The 15096-nt window shown below is 44.7% G+C and carries 12 protein-coding genes; 2 read left to right on the forward strand and 10 right to left on the reverse strand.

Features of this window, described 5'->3' with window-relative positions; translation table 11 throughout:
• Positions 1 to 96: 96 nt before the first annotated feature.
• Both BDE36_RS18530 and BDE36_RS18535 read left to right on the forward strand, forming a co-directional pair.
• Positions 97 to 1404, forward strand: a complete 1308-nt coding sequence (locus BDE36_RS18530; RefSeq protein ID WP_141816059.1) for a type IX secretion system plug protein — start codon at positions 97 to 99, stop codon at positions 1402 to 1404.
• A gap of 73 nt (positions 1405 to 1477) precedes the next feature.
• Positions 1478 to 2002, forward strand: a complete 525-nt coding sequence (locus tag BDE36_RS18535) for an acyl-CoA thioesterase (RefSeq protein WP_128768272.1) — start codon at positions 1478 to 1480, stop codon at positions 2000 to 2002.
• A 98-nt stretch (positions 2003 to 2100) separates the two neighbouring features.
• On the opposite strand, the gene BDE36_RS18540 is transcribed toward BDE36_RS18535, so the two are convergent.
• The 10 genes from BDE36_RS18540 to BDE36_RS18585 form a co-directional block, all read right to left on the reverse strand.
• A complete protein-coding gene (locus BDE36_RS18540; protein ID WP_141816060.1) occupies positions 2101 to 2514 on the reverse strand; it encodes an EVE domain-containing protein in 414 nt (137 codons plus the stop codon).
• 112 nt (positions 2515 to 2626) lie between these two features.
• The gene (locus BDE36_RS18545; protein ID WP_141816061.1) at positions 2627 to 4042 is read right to left on the reverse strand and encodes an efflux transporter outer membrane subunit; all 1416 of its coding nucleotides are present in this window, start codon (positions 4040 to 4042) and stop codon (positions 2627 to 2629) included.
• A 12-nt stretch (positions 4043 to 4054) separates the two neighbouring features.
• Entirely contained in the window at positions 4055 to 7234 is a 3180-nt protein-coding gene (locus BDE36_RS18550; protein WP_141816062.1) for an efflux RND transporter permease subunit, read from the reverse strand.
• 65 nt (positions 7235 to 7299) lie between these two features.
• Positions 7300 to 8487 carry an efflux RND transporter periplasmic adaptor subunit gene (locus BDE36_RS18555; protein ID WP_202618088.1) on the reverse strand — a complete coding sequence of 396 codons (1188 nt, stop codon included), beginning with the start codon at positions 8485 to 8487 and terminating at the stop codon, positions 7300 to 7302.
• Between the two features lie 111 nt (positions 8488 to 8598).
• Complete coding sequence (locus BDE36_RS18560; protein ID WP_141816063.1) at positions 8599 to 9198, reverse strand: TetR/AcrR family transcriptional regulator; 600 nt, start codon at positions 9196 to 9198, stop codon at positions 8599 to 8601.
• A gap of 206 nt (positions 9199 to 9404) precedes the next feature.
• Entirely contained in the window at positions 9405 to 11402 is a 1998-nt protein-coding gene (locus tag BDE36_RS18565) for a glycoside hydrolase family 97 protein (RefSeq protein ID WP_141816064.1), read from the reverse strand.
• Positions 11403 to 11427: 25 nt separating this feature from the next.
• Entirely contained in the window at positions 11428 to 12795 is a 1368-nt protein-coding gene (locus BDE36_RS18570) for an alpha-amylase family glycosyl hydrolase (RefSeq protein ID WP_141816065.1), read from the reverse strand.
• Between the two features lie 17 nt (positions 12796 to 12812).
• Positions 12813 to 13571, reverse strand: a complete 759-nt coding sequence (locus BDE36_RS18575) for a SusF/SusE family outer membrane protein (RefSeq protein ID WP_141816066.1) — start codon at positions 13569 to 13571, stop codon at positions 12813 to 12815.
• 17 nt (positions 13572 to 13588) lie between these two features.
• On the reverse strand, positions 13589 to 13936 hold the full coding sequence (locus BDE36_RS18580; protein WP_141816067.1) for a hypothetical protein: 348 nt from the start codon (positions 13934 to 13936) through the stop codon (positions 13589 to 13591).
• Positions 13937 to 13956: 20 nt separating this feature from the next.
• A complete protein-coding gene (locus BDE36_RS18585; RefSeq protein ID WP_161987701.1) occupies positions 13957 to 15084 on the reverse strand; it encodes a SusE domain-containing protein in 1128 nt (375 codons plus the stop codon).
• Between the last annotated feature and the right edge of the window lie 12 nt (positions 15085 to 15096).

Consider the following 15096-nt stretch of genomic DNA (forward strand, 5'->3'; position numbering starts at 1 on the left):
AGATGAAAGCTAAAGGTGAAAGCTAAAAGTCAAAAGCTGAAGGCTGATCGCTGACAGCCAAAAGCCAACTGCCAATAGCCAAATAAAAAACGGAGAATGAACCATTTTAGATCGGGTGTGCTTGTTATCGCTTTCCTGGTGCTGAGCACCTGCTGTATCTTTGGACAAAAGAAAAAGCGTGCAAACTTTGATCAGGTTCCTGATCAACAGTTAATCTACCAGGACTTTGTTTATATCCCTCAGATCCGTACCGTTGAATTTTACAATCGTAGTAAAGAGGGCTCTGTACCGGTAATAACCCTGGGTTCTGCAGATGAACTTCTGCTTGCCTTTGACGATCTCAGGGCAGGAAGCAGGAATCTGTCGTATACTATTGAGCATTGCGATGCACAATGGAACAGCAGTAACCTCTCTCCAATTGACTACCTGGAAAGTTTCACGGAAGACAGGATCAACGACTACCGATCTTCGTTTAATACCCTGCAAAAGTATACTCACTATGAACTGACATTGCCCAACAACACCGTTAAGCCTAAGATATCGGGGAATTACTTGCTAAAAGTCTATGAGGATGGAGATCAAAACAAGCTTATCCTCTCACGGCGGTTTCACATTGTTTCTCCTTTGGTAACCATACAGGCAGAATTGGTAGCTTCTCCGAAGGTGCAGAACCGCGACAAGAACCAGAAGATCAATCTCCTGATAAATCACGCTGCTGTTAACATCCAAAACCCTTATACGGATGTAAAGGTACTGGTAATGCAAAACGGGAGGCCGGATAATGCAAAATGGGCAGTGCGGCCTTCTTTCGTAAGGCAAAACCAGTTGGTATACAATGACCTCACCTCGTTCGACTTTCCAGGTGGTAATGAATTCAGATTTTTTGATATCCGAAGTTTCAGATTACAGACAGAGCGGGTGGCGACTATCCAAAAGGATACGTCCAATATCATTCAGCTCCTTCCTGACGCTGACAGAAGTAATGCACCTTATACATCTTCCTTTGACGAAAACGGAAGATTCTACGTCAGAAATCAGGACGGGCGCGATAACCGGACAGATGCTGACTATGCTTCTGTTCATTTCATTCTGGAGGCTGCGGCTCCTTCTCCCGGCGGCAATGCCTATATAGTCGGAAAGTTTAATGACTACCGTCTTACCGAAGAAAACAGAATGACCTACGATGCTGAAAGGAGCCGTTTCTATGGCAACGTATTTTTAAAACAAGGACTGTACGATTATATGTATGTCTGGGCTAAAGATCCCCATAGCAGCGCTCAGGTAGCCGATAATGCTTTCTTTGAAGGTTCTTTCTATCAAACCAGAAATAATTACCAGATATTATTCTATTACAGGCGTCCGGGCTCAAGATGGGAGGAGTTGCTGGGATATAGTGAGTTGTGAGCCAAGCCAACAAATTTGCACTATTTCCGTTCTATACAACATATACATAACTATTTTCAACTCAAACAATTCCATGCACATAACATCAAAGCCGGCTAGCGAATCGCACACGATAATGAATGAACTGGTACTGCCAAATGACACCAATCCTCTTCACAATCTGATGGGAGGAAGACTCCTTCATCTTATGGATATTGCGGCAGCTATTTCAGCTCAAAAACACTCCAATCATATCGTTGTAACAGCCTCGGTAGATAACGTTTCATTTAAACATGCGGTTAAACTTGGCGATGTTATTACCATCACAGCCAAAGTAACCCGGGCTTTTCATACTTCAATGGAAGTTAAAATCGAAGTGTGGAGCGAAAATATTCCTTCTGGATCTAAAATAAAAAGCAATGAAGCGTACTATACATTTGTTGCACTTGATGACGAGGGTAAGCCGGCACTTGTTCCCGAGCTTATCCCTGAAACAGAAGAAGAAAAACATCTCTATGACTCAGCATGGTCGCGCAGAGAACAGCGGCTGATCCTCGCAGGAAAAATGAAACCAGAGGACGCTACTCACCTGAAGGCCATTTTCTTCCCGGAGCTATGACGGTTGAGTTGTGGGTTGTGAGAGAGTTATGAATTATGGATTATGAGTTATGGGTTTGAATGATGCAAATTCATAACTCATAATTCATAACCCATGGCTTAGCTAACGTTGCTTCCCAATTCAACAATCCTATCGAACTCTTCAGGCTTTAACGACATTACCGAAAGTCTTCCCTGCTTTACCAGTCCGATATTTTGGAGCCGTTCATCTTTTTTAATCTGTTCGAGAGTAACAGGGGTTTTTAACGTTTCTATAGGTGCTAGATCTACAACCAGCCAGTTAGGGTCTTCTGTAGTGGGATCCTGATAATGCTCTTTTACCACTTTAGCAACCCCAACCACAGCTTTCCCCTCGTTGCTATGATAGAACAGCACCAGATCACCTTCTTTCATGTCGCGAAGGTTGTTCCGTGCCTGAAAGTTACGGACGCCGTCCCAGAATGTGCGTCCATCTTTATTAAACTTGTCCCAGCTGTATTTAACAGGCTCGCTTTTAACTAACCAGTAGTTCATTATCGATCTTCTTTAAAAGTGTAAACCGTTTTCGTCACCTGTATGCTCAGGGCAACGAAAACGGTTACAAATTAAGAAAAGGTTTGCGAATTATTACAAGCAAAGCTTAACGCTACTTCCAACCTCCCCCAAGCGACCTGTACAGCTCCACGACCGCTCCAAGCTGCTGACGCTGTATGGACGCGAGATTAAGTTCAGCCTGCAGTACGTTACTCTGTGCCGTTATTACTTCGAGGTAATTTGCCATATCGCTCTTGAAAAGCAAGCGTGCATTCCGGCTGGCGCTGCGCAAAATCTCTACCTGCTTATCGGCAATTTGTCGTTGTTGCTTTAGTTTCTCGTTCTGTACCAGCGCGTTTGAAACTTCTCCTACCGCATTCAGCACCGATTGACGGAACTGCATAACGGCCTGTTCGCGTTGTATCTTAGCCACCTCATATTGGGTTTTAAGCGCCCGTCTTCTGAAAACAGGTTGTAGAACGGTTCCTCCGGCAATCCCAAACAGTGAATTTGGAACACTGAACCAATTGCTCGACTTGAAGCTTTCAACACCCCCTGCGGCAGTGATACTTAAGGAAGGGTACATATTGCCCTTTGCCACTCCAACTTGTGCATTTGCAGCAGCCAGAGCCATCTCATCTGCCCTTATATCGGGTCGCCGGCTAATTATAGTGGCAGGAAACCCTGCTGGGAGATCAGTACGAACGTTCAGTTGTTCTAACTCAGAACTACGAGGCAACGAGGCGGGAAGTTGTCCGGTTAATATCTGCAATGCATTTTCCTGTACGCTAATGTTTTGCTCTAATACAGGAATTAGTAAAGCAGTAGTTTGCCTTTGAGCTTCTGCCTGCTGAATAGCAAGAAGATTTACTTCACCGGCGTCCTTCAGCAATTTAGTAAGCTGCACGGTACTATCGTTCAATCGTAAATTCTCCCGGGCTATAGTTAGCTGGCCATCAAGCATCAGCAGATTATAATATCCCTGGGCAATGTCAGACACCAGCTGTGTTTGCACTGCTTTGGTAGCTTCATACGTTTGAAGATATTCGGACAGCACCGCCTCTTTTTGACGTCGGATCTTACCCCATATGTCAATTTCCCAGGAGAGATTGAGACTTGCGTTGTAATTCTCTATGTGTTTGCTGCCAAGGAAACTGCTTGTACTTAACCCGTTCAGGCTGTTGTCTGAAGGCCTGTTGTACTGCCCCGTTACCTGAAGATCAAGCTGAGGAAGCAACAATAACTTTGCCTGTTTCAGTTGCTGCTGGGCAATGTCTATACGCTTAAGGGCGATCTGAAGATCGTAATTATACCTAATTCCTCTGTCAATCAGTCCCTGTAGTGTGGTATCAGCAAAAAACTTTCTCCATTCTATATCGGCAATGCTGTTGGTATCACTGGTAGCGGTACCGTTAAACTTCTCCGGGAGACTGACTGAAGGCCTTTGGTAGTCTTTCCCTGCTTTACATGCACCAAGAAAAAGGGCAAGCAACAGGATACTGTATATCTTAATATTATTTCTTTTCATCGTATTCTATTATCAGGCATGTATTACTTCAACTTCTTCCTCTTCGTCTTTTTCTGTTAATACCTTCGGCTTTCCGTTCACTCTCTCGTGAAGGCCCTGAAAGATTACAAATAGTACCGGAATGATGAATATACCAAGCATTACACCAGTAAACATCCCCCCCACAGCGCCAGTTCCGATGGAACGGTTACCCAAAGCAGAGGCCCCGGTTGCTCTAACAAGAGGCAAGAGTCCGGCAATGAAAGCAAAGGAGGTCATTAATATCGGACGTAGACGTAACTGCGCTGCCTCAAGGGCTGCCGCAACAAGGTCCATTCCGCTTCTACGCCGCTGAACAGCATATTCAATGATCAGGATTGCGTTCTTAGCGAGCAAACCAACGAGCATAATAAGTCCTACCTGTACATAAATATTATTCTCTATACCGGTTAATCCGATAAAGGCAAATACTCCAAATATTCCCGTAGGTACCGACAGAATAACTGCCAGAGGCAGGATATAGCTCTCATACTGGGCGGACAACAGGAAGTAAACAAATACCAGACTAAGAATAAACACAATGGTTAACTGAGACCCTGAACTCTGTTCCTCACGGGTCATGCCAGTCCATTCATAAGCGTAACCTCTCGGAAGATATTTTTCGGCTACTTCCTGCACTGCCTTAATAGCATCACCCGAAGTGTACCCTGGGTTTGGCAATCCATTGATGGCCACCGCGTTGAAAAGATTATTACGGGTAACAGTCTCAGGTCCATACACCTTCTTCAAATTAACCAGTATGTTTACGGGAACCATTTCGCCCTGATCGTTTTTCACGAATACATCATCCAGTGAGGTCGGCTCAGCACGATAAGGTATATCCGCCTGAACAATCACACGGTAATATTTACCAAACCTATTGAAGTCAGACGCAAAGCTGCTACCGTAATAAACCTGCAGGGTTTGCATCAGATCGGTAATGGATACTCCTAACTGCTTGGCTTTACCGTCGTCAATATCAAGCATATATTGAGGGTTATTGGTATTGAAGGTGGTGAAAGCGTACATAATCTCCTTACGCTTCATCAGTTCTCCGATAAAACCGTTGGCGGTTGCGTTCATTTTATCAAGCGGGCCGCTCGTGCGGTCCTGCAGAATAAATTCAAAGCCGCTGGTATTACCAAAGCCCTGTACAGTAGGATAGACGAACATGAAAACGTTAGCTTCTTTTATAACGCTCAGCTTTTGGTTTAGCAACCCTATATACTGGTCGATATTATTCACGGCACCACGTTCGCCAAAAGGTTTTAGCCGTATAAAGCCGACCGCATAAGCAGAACTATTGGCATTTGCAACGATGTTTAACCCCGTAACAGCGCCGAGCCGCTCTACTCCTTCCTCCTTGCTCAGAATTTTGTCGATCTTATCCATTACTTTCTGAGTCCTATCGAGTGACGCCCCCGGAGGCAGGTTTACAGAGTACACTATAAATCCCTGGTCCTCTGTGGGTATAAACCCGGTCGGGGTGCTATACATGATCCATGCCGTTGCAAGGGTAACCACCGTGAGTCCGCCAATTGCGACCCATTTGCGCTTGATCAGAAAATTCAGGCTTCTCCTGTACCGACCGGTAGTAGCATTAAAACCCGCGTTGAAAGCCCTGAAAAACCGGGCTCCGAATCCTGTTTTTTCTTTATGCTCACCAGGCTCTACTTTATGAACGCTCTTTAGAAATATAGCACACAATGCAGGACTCAAAGTCAAAGCATTTAATGCTGATATTAAAATGGCAATACCAAGGGTAAAGGCAAACTGCTTATAGAAAACACCGACCGGTCCCTGCATAAAGCCCACAGGTACAAACACGGCCACCATTACCAGTGTAATAGAGATAATGGCACCCGATATTTCGCTCATCGACTTGATAGTCGCTTTCTTTGCCTTCATGCCCGTTAATTCCATCTTTGCGTGCACCGCCTCGACGACAACAATGGCGTCATCGACCACGATACCAATAGCAAGCACCATAGCAAACAGAGTAAGCAGGTTAATGGTAAAGCCAAAAATCTGCATGAAAAAGAATGTCCCTATAATGGCCACAGGAACAGCAATTGCCGGAATAAGAGTAGAACGAAAGTCCTGCAGAAATATGAAAACAACCAGAAACACCAGAATAAAGGCTTCCACCAATGTGTGCTGCACCTGGCTAATTGAAGCATCCAGAAATTCCTTCGAGCTGTACATGTTGAAATAGGATACTCCTTTAGGAAAAGATTTCGATGCCTTTTCCATCACCTTGTTGACCTCTGTAAGAATATCATTCGCATTTGAGCCTGCTGTCTGATATACTGCCAGTCCGGTACCCATCTTCCCCATGATTTTGGTATTGGCGCTGTAGGTATAAGAGCCAAATTCCACACGTGCAATATCCTTAAGCTTTATTACAGATCCATCGGCGTTTGCTTTGAGAATAATATTTTCATACTCAACATTCTTGGAGTACTTGCCTTTGTACTTTAGTACATATTCAAAAGACTGGCTGCTGCTTTGACCAAAACGCCCCGGAGCGGCTTCAATATTCTGCTCTTGTATAGCATCCAAAACGTCTTTTGCAGATAACCCGGCAGCATTCAGGCGATCTGGCTTCAACCAGATACGCATAGAGTAATCTTTAGCTCCGAAAATAGTTGCCTGCCCCACTCCCGGTACCCTCTGGATCTCCGGAATAATATTTATTTTGGCATAATTCTGCAAAAAGGTTTCATCATAGGTTGAATCGGTGCTGTATATAAGCGGCACCATGATCATACTATTCTGCTGCTTTTGAGTAGATATCCCCGCCTGAACGACTTCCTGAGGCAATTGACTCACAGCTTTCGACACGCGGTTCTGAACATTTACAGCCGCGAGATCGGGATTTGTCCCCAGCTTAAAAAACACGTTCAGGGTCATAGTTCCATCGTTGCTGGTGGTCGAGGTCATATACGTCATATTCTCAACACCGTTCACGGCTTCTTCTATAGGGGTGGCTACGGCGCGCGCAACAACTTCTGCATTCGCACCGGGATACGTTGCCGTTACCTGGACGGTGGGTGGTGCAATGTCAGGAAACAACGTTATAGGCAGAGTATAAAGGGAGATAATCCCGACCAGCGTTAACAAGACCGATATCACAGTAGAGAGAACCGGCCTTTCAATGAATTTTTTAAACATAGTTGTGACATTATGCTCCCCGGATCAGTGCCAGGGAGCAGTAAAAGGTATATGCAGGGTGAAAATTATAGTGATGCCGACTTAAACAGGCTATCTATTGACGTATTCTTTGGACTTATAACCATTCCATCGCGCAAACGGTCGATGCCCTGGTACACAATTTTGTCGCCAGCTTTAAGTCCTTTGGAAACAAGGTAGAAGTTACCGCTGGTACCTTCTATTGTAAGCGGCTTTCCTATCACTTTGTTGCTGTCAGCAAGAGCGTACACGAATACTTTATCCTGCAACTCAAAAGTGGCTTCCTGAGGCACCAGCAGTGAATTATCAACAAGATTAGGGACTTTTATTCGTCCTGTGTTGCCTGATCTCAAAAGGCCGTTTGCATTCGGAAACGTAGCTCTGAAACTAATTGTTCCTGTAGTCTTACCAAATTGCCCTTCTGCTAACTCTACCTTACCCTTTGCAGGATACACGCTGTTGTCGGCAAGGACCAGCTCAATTTCGGGCATATTCCTGATTTTCTCCTGGATTGTATTACCGGGAAACTGCTCTTTGAATTGAATAAAGTCGACTTCACTCATTGTGAAGTAAGCGTGAATATTCCGGGTTTCGGATAGTACAGTCAGAGCTTCAGGCGTTGATTTACCAACGAGACTGCCGGTCTTAAACGGTGTTTTACCAATATATCCTTCAGCTGGTGCAGTGATGGTGGTGTAGCCGAGATTAATCTTTGCGCTCTGAACCTGCGCCTGAGCTTGAGCAACATTGGCCTTGGCTGCATTATAAGCTGCCTTTGCCGATCTTAACTGCACGTCGGAAACTACATTGTTCTCAACGAGCGGCGTTAGCTTGCTTACATTTATGGATGCATTCTCAAGCGCAGCTTTTGCAGATGCTAATACCGCGACCGCTGTATTCAACTGTTCGCGATAGGGTCTCGCATCAATTTTAAACAAAGCCTGCCCCTTTTTTACCAATGCGCCTTCCTCGACATAAATAGCTTCAAGATAGCCGTCTACCTGCGGGCGGATCTCGATGTCGCGGCTTCCCTGCAAAGTAGCTGTAAACTCATTGTAAGTAGTAACAGGACGGCTACCTACACTTATGACGGGTAGGTCGGGTGGCGGTGGTGCAGACGCATTATCGCCTGCAGATGAAGAGCTGCAACCGCTATACAGGACGATCCCAGGCATTAATAGAGAAACCAGTATGATTTGATTCAGGGATAGTGCTTTTTTTTCAGTCGTTTTCATGTGTTAATAGTTTAAAGGTATTATGTATTTGTTTTTGAGAGCATTAATTAATTTATTATTAAAACGACGTTAACTTTCCTAACAGCGTTAGAAGTTTGAGCATAAAAAAACCTAGCTGAGGTTTTTAATATATCCTTCAATAGCGTCATCCAAAACCATCTTATTCAGTTCCTGGTCGATCACTGAATTGCCAATTATTTTAATAGAAATAAGACCATGCATCACCGACCAAAATGTATGATACTTCATACAAGGATTAATATCGGTTCGCTTACTCCTCTTTATCAGGACTTCAATCGGCTCCATGACGAGGTTCCTGAATTTCTGCTGCTCGGGCATTGCTTTTGCTATTTCACAACATGGCATACCGATACCAAACATCAGCTGATAGTGTTCTACATTATTCATCGCAAAGTCCCAGTAAGCATCAGCCATAGCCTTTATTTGCTTTTCAGGTTCTTTATGACGATCTCTTGCTTCTATAATCTTACCGGATAACAGAGTGAAGCCTTTTTTACTGAATTCGAGAAGGATGGCATCTTTGTTCTCGAAATGATCGTATATCACCGGCACACTGTATTCTATCGCATCGGCAATTTTACGAATGGATAGCGACTGCCATCCCTCCTTTTTTACCATTTGCCATGCCGTACAAATAATATCATTCTTAACTTCATCCTTCTGTCTTTGCCTGCGCTCTGATATTCCCATGTTATATTTCCTAACAGTGTTAGCAAATATAACAACACTTAATAATCACTTCCAACTATTCTAACAGGAAACCGGTTTCTTTTATACTCACATGACATTTGTCTATTTCTGCCTGATACAAAAATACCATCCAAATCACGAATAGAGGATGTGTAAAAACGACAAATAAAGGGGGTATATGCGTCTGAAGGATAAGCAGCAGACGGTTATTGCCCGTCTGCTGTCAGCTTCGTAAAAATCATGGCCGCGCCTCCGCCTGGTGCGAGGTGCAACCTAAGTATCGATTCTGAAGTAACTTCCATTTCTTCGATATCAAGGGGATATGGGTTCGTCTTATAGTCGGCCTCCTTGCCGTCTCTAAATATCTTCGCCTTATACTTTGCATTGCCATCAAGAAAGGTAAGGTGCAAAACCATGTTACGGGGGCTGGCATTGGTGATGCTACCTACAAACCAGCTTTCAGAAGTCCGGTCTTTACGTGCTATCGTTACATATTCTCCAATCTTAGCAGCAGGTATCAAGGTTTTAGCCCAGTTCACCGGACATGAGGTGATAAATTCGAATCCTGGTTTATCTTCATAATTTTCGATCATGTCTGACGCCATTTGCAGCGGACTATAGAGAACCACAAATAAAGCAAGTTGCTTAGCCAGGGTTGTGTGCACACGCGTTCCAGGTAATGCAGTATTCGTAAAGTTGAAAGTCCCGGGAGTAAAGTCCATCGGCCCCGCCAGTCCACGGGTAAATGGAATAATCGTTGTATGTTCCGGCGGGTTACCACCGTCCTTCGACCATGCATCCCACTCCTGGCCTCTCACGCCCTCCTGGGTCATCAGGTTGGGAAAGGTTCGCTGAAGGCCGGTAGGCATCACCGGCTCATGGTTGTCTATCATGATTTTATGAAGTGCAGCTGTCTCTATCACCTTTCTGTAGTGCCTTACCCCGTACTGACTGCTGTGTCTCTCCTTGCCGTCGAGCATGCCGCCCACATAACCTGTCTTTACAGCATCAACGCCGTACTTCTGATAATAGGCGAACGCTGTATCCATCTGACCTTCGTAGTTTCGGGTATTACCACCCGTTTCATGATGGCCAATCAGCTTCACATTCTTTTTTGCTGCATACGATGTGATTTCAGCTATGTCAAAATCTGGATAAGGCTGAGTAAATTCAAATGACTTCCAGTCTTCCCATCCTTTGTTCCATCCTTCCACCAGCACTCCTGAGAAGCCATACTTTGCTGCAAAATCAATATACTTTTTTGTATTTTCTGTTGTAGCGCCGTGCAGCGGCCCGGCCTCCCAGGTATGCTTTTTCATATGCATTCCCCACCAGATGCCAATATAGCGCCCTGGTTTAATCCAGGATATATCTCCCAAACGGCTTGGCTCATTTAGGTTGAGCAGCATCCGCGACAGAAGTAAGTCGGATGGAGATTGTGCAATGATCATCATTCTCCAGGGGCTATGCCGCACGCCGCTCACAAACACTTTCTCCCCGGTAGACCAGGGTGTCAGAAAAGTTCTTAAAAGGGGCGTTTTGTTGACCGGAAAGAGATTCATGCCAGCGTAATCGGTGAGATTTGCTTCGTGAATTGACAGATATAGACCTTTCTTTGTTTCCATAGTCAGTGGAGTACAAACAGTATCGAGTGCACTTATTGCAGACGGTTTATAAAGGCCTTCGTAAAATTCCGTTTTATAAGGTATCGACCAGGCTGTATGTTCCCCTGCCAATGCAAACTCTGTCAACTCGTCCATAATTATAAAATCTTTCAGGTTTTCCTGTTCGGGGAACTCGTACCTGAATGCAAAGCCGTCGTTATACGTTCTGAAAACGACGTTCAATTTCCTTTTTAATCCGTCGGACTCCTGCAGGCACAAGATGAGCTGACGATAATTATCTCTGACAGCCAGTTCTTCCCCCCAGGGCTTATTCCAGCTTTCATCAGAAGAACTTCTCTCTGCGCTTAGTATTTTAAAACCACTGTCAAAGTTTCCTTCTTTCAAACGGAAGCCCAAAAATGACTTATTCAGGATTGCAAGCCCCCCCTTTTTCACAGAATAATATATCCTGCCCTTTTCAAGTCCTGCCGTCACTACGATCTGCCCGTTAGGCGAGCGAAGCGTTTCCGGCTTTTCATCGGCAAAGGAGGTTAAGATAATCAGATGTACAAATAAGAAACAAATTAAGAAGTACTTCATCAAAAAAATAATTGCTGGTTTTAATCTACTTACTAACGTAAACGGCATAGCCGTTCGCCGGCAGGCTTAGCTCACTCTGCAATGAAAAGGACACGCTTCCCTGGCCTAAATAATCAAACATTGTATATTGCGGTGTTGTATTGCTAAAAGAAAAGCTTACAGGATGGGGTGACAGGTTAAGCATGATCAGCACCTCGTTAGTGCCACGTTTCCTCGAGTACACAAATACCTGATCATTATTAGTGGGATAAACCTTGAGCGTACCCCGGTTTGCACCGTCTTCAAGAGCTGGCTGCGTCCTTTTCAACTGCGTAAGTCTCTTAAGCAAGGTGTTCAAAGTTTCATTCACTGGCTTCCATTCTACAGGCGATACTTCAAACAGGTTCATACGTTTGTTCATTCCTACCTCCTGCCCATTGTAGATTAAAGGCATATCATACACTGTAAAATACAAAACGGTGAGAGGAAGCAGATTAGCCCCGTAACGTTGTTGTTCAGAACCGGTGTCATTATTGAGATCGTGATTGGTAAGGTAAACCATCCTCCCTTTGTCAGCATATGTATTGTTTGAAGCCAGTTTATTGCAATCGCTTACAAGCTGTTTAACATTATTGCTTTCACCAAAGGCATTCAGACGGTTGTTAAAGTCCCAGGCGTAGTCATAGTCAAATACCTGCATATATGCTGGATTTTCCCCCTCGCATAACCATGTTATCTTTTTTAGTGGATCAATGACCGCCCTCGCTTCCTTCCAGAATGTTAGCGGAACGTAGGTCGCAGCATCGCAACGATACCCATCAATATCAAACTCCCTCACCCAATAGCTCATGGCGTCGATCATTGCAGCGCGGAGCTCTTTATTTTTATAGTCAAGCTGGGCGACATCGGCCCATCCTTCGGGTGAATAAGGTCGCCGACCGTCCTTCACCGCATAGTAGGCAAGATTTGAAGTCGCCCAGGGATGATCCCAGGCAGTATGATTAGCAACCCAATCCATCCAGATTTCCATTCCGGATGCATGTGCAGCCTTAACAAGCGATTTGAAATCATCTGCTGTCCCGTAATCCGGATTAATTGCCTTATAATCCTTTACAGAATAAGGGCTTCCCTTTGTACCAATCCTGTTTTTAACACCTATCGGATGAACCGGCATCAGCCATAGAATATCAATGCCCAACTCTCTCAGCCGCGGAAGATCTTGCTCAAGCCCCTTAAAGTTCCCTTCTGCTGAGTAATTTCGAAGGTTTACTTCATAAACCACACGATTATTCGGGCTTATTGGGCTCACTTCTTCATTTGGAATTTGAGGCCAGCTCCCTGTATCGTCGTCTTTGCTGCATGCGCCAACGGAGCAGAGCAGCAGGCTCAATGTCAATAATTTAATAGTATTCATATCGATACGTTGGATCGTTAATTGTCTTTTTTAATAACATAATGTCCAGTGAGGTCATTAAAATAGATAGTGTATGTTCCCGCTTCCTGAACAGTTGCTCCCGGACCGTCGAACACGGCTTTTCCAAAAGGAATATCCAATTCGCCTCCGCCCCAGTTATTGGTCCAGTTCCTGTCGCCTCTGAATTTACATGCTGTTGAGCCTGTGAAAGCCTGGTTGATACGCCACTGATGTTTATCGAATGCAGAAGGGGTCATGGCTGGTTCGTTATCCCAGTTGCAAAATCCTCCAATCGGACCAACAATGTCGTAATTTTTCGCATTGCCGGCATCATATGGCTCAATCTTCCAGGTCATATTGATTATATCTATTGTAACGGTTTTGTAGCCAGCGATATAAAAAGCACCGGTGTCGCCGAATTCAAGTTTACCGCCATCAGCTGCGCAATACATATTGGCAAATCCGCCTAGAAATTCTTCAGCGCAGAATTTCAGGTAGACCCCTGTGCCGAAATTACCTGTATAGGTATATTTGCCGTCGGCACCATCGTTGTTGTCCCGAAACATAATAAAATCACGGTTGTTCGGGTTCCACTGATTCATGTCACCTATGATGTAAATAAATTTAGGAGCGTCAGGAACAACTGGCGGCTCAACATAAATATAAGGCCTTACAACAAGTGTAACAGGTTCAGAATAAACAGAATCTGCGACCGCCGTTTTAATCTTTACCCGCAAACTCAGGTTCTGCACCTCGTTACTTTCTTTTCCAAGCAAGCTATGTACGAGCTCATTCAGCTGAAGGGTGTAGATATCAGTATATAACTTGCTGTTGATGCAAGCACCTTAGCCTTCGAAAAATTATTAGCTGATAAATCAGCCTCTACCTCATACGTCACGCTGTCGACAGGGACGTAATCTCCTCCAATACTTAAGAATCTTGACTTTGACCACCCCAGTCTGAACAGAAAGGTATTTTCATCTCCGGCAGGCTGAGTAAGCTGCCAGTTTGAATTTACCGGAGGAGTAATAACCGGAGCAACCGCACGTATTGCTGCGGTGTTTATTTCATTATCCTTTTGGCAGCCTGATAAGCATAATAAAACACATAGCAGACTTCCTAAATATCCTGGTACTTTCATCGCTATTATATTATTGGATTTTACTTTTGTAATAGTATGATGTAGTGGCCTGTCAGATCATTAAAATGGATCCTGTATTTACCCGGCTTGGCCACATTTGCTCCCGGTCCGTCAAACACACCCTTTCCAAATGGAAAGTCGTCAGCGCCCCCACCCCAGTTGTTGCCCCAGTCTCTGTTGCCTCTGAACTTACAGGCCGTAGATACGGCAAACTCGTACACCAACGTCCATTGGTGGGGATCATAAGACGACACGGTCATAGGGGGTTCATTATCCCATCCGCAAAATCCTCCGATAGGTCCCATTGTTGTATAAACCCGTGCAGAAGACGCGTCGAATGGGGCGATAGAATAAGTCATGTCTTTGAGGTTCACATTAATTGTCACATATCCCTCATTTGTATTGGTAAATGCTCCGTCTGCCCGGTCTTCATAAACGAGGGTGCTTTCATCCTTTCGGCAGTATGACTTGTTTGTACCCAGTGATTCTTCGGGGATAAACTTGAAGCTGGTCCCTGCGGCCAGCCGCCCGGTAAATGTATACGTCTCGTCATTCGGATTGCTGCTATTGCGATACATAACAAGTCTCGTCCCTGAAGGATACTCCCCATGAGTATCTCCAAGGATCCGCAGGTACATCATCTGCATCTTTGGAGTGGCCGCATATGGTGTAATCGTCAGTGGCAAGGTGTTTCCCGATATAGCTATGCGGGCCAGATTCTTTCCGTAATCGGCAACGATTCGCATCTCCATATCTATAGATTCTCCCGGCTTGGCCCCGAAGCTCTGCAGGAGCAAGAGATTCATATCACTTACAAAGATGTTGGCCGAAAGTCCGTTGGTAGCAGCCACTACCTGGGGATTAGCAAAAGCATTCCCTTTTTTATCAATTTGCAGCGTATAATTTACAGGGCCAAGAGGCTGCGGACTTGTACTCCCATCGAGGTAAAACTGAGTTTCTGTCCAGGTAACTGTAAGCAGCAGAGGATTGGTATCCTCTACAGGTTCTGCCAATACATAGTTCTGCGAAGGAAGGTTATCTAGAACGCTGGGTTCCGAATGTGTGAGCACGGGAGATTGATCCTTCTTGCATGAAGTAAATACAGCAAGAAGAATCATGCCCATCAGTATGTATCTAGTTAATTTCATTTGAATAAGCAT

This window comes from Arcticibacter tournemirensis, from assembly GCF_006716645.1.
Taxonomy (GTDB): Bacteria; Bacteroidota; Bacteroidia; order Sphingobacteriales; family Sphingobacteriaceae; genus Arcticibacter; species Arcticibacter tournemirensis.

Coding starts and splice junctions, on each gene's coding strand:
- BDE36_RS18530 (WP_141816059.1), top strand. CDS start 97: ATGAACCATTTTAGATCGGGTGTGCTTGTTATCGCTTTCCTGGTGCTG.
- BDE36_RS18535 (WP_128768272.1), top strand. CDS start 1,478: ATGCACATAACATCAAAGCCGGCTAGCGAATCGCACACGATAATGAAT.
- BDE36_RS18540 (WP_141816060.1), bottom strand. CDS start 2,514: ATGAACTACTGGTTAGTTAAAAGCGAGCCTGTTAAATACAGCTGGGAC.
- BDE36_RS18545 (WP_141816061.1), bottom strand. CDS start 4,042: ATGAAAAGAAATAATATTAAGATATACAGTATCCTGTTGCTTGCCCTT.
- BDE36_RS18550 (WP_141816062.1), bottom strand. CDS start 7,234: ATGTTTAAAAAATTCATTGAAAGGCCGGTTCTCTCTACTGTGATATCG.
- BDE36_RS18555 (WP_202618088.1), bottom strand. CDS start 8,487: ATGAAAACGACTGAAAAAAAAGCACTATCCCTGAATCAAATCATACTG.
- BDE36_RS18560 (WP_141816063.1), bottom strand. CDS start 9,198: ATGGGAATATCAGAGCGCAGGCAAAGACAGAAGGATGAAGTTAAGAAT.
- BDE36_RS18565 (WP_141816064.1), bottom strand. CDS start 11,402: ATGAAGTACTTCTTAATTTGTTTCTTATTTGTACATCTGATTATCTTA.
- BDE36_RS18570 (WP_141816065.1), bottom strand. CDS start 12,795: ATGAATACTATTAAATTATTGACATTGAGCCTGCTGCTCTGCTCCGTT.
- BDE36_RS18580 (WP_141816067.1), bottom strand. CDS start 13,936: ATGAAAGTACCAGGATATTTAGGAAGTCTGCTATGTGTTTTATTATGC.
- BDE36_RS18585 (WP_161987701.1), bottom strand. CDS start 15,084: ATGAAATTAACTAGATACATACTGATGGGCATGATTCTTCTTGCTGTA.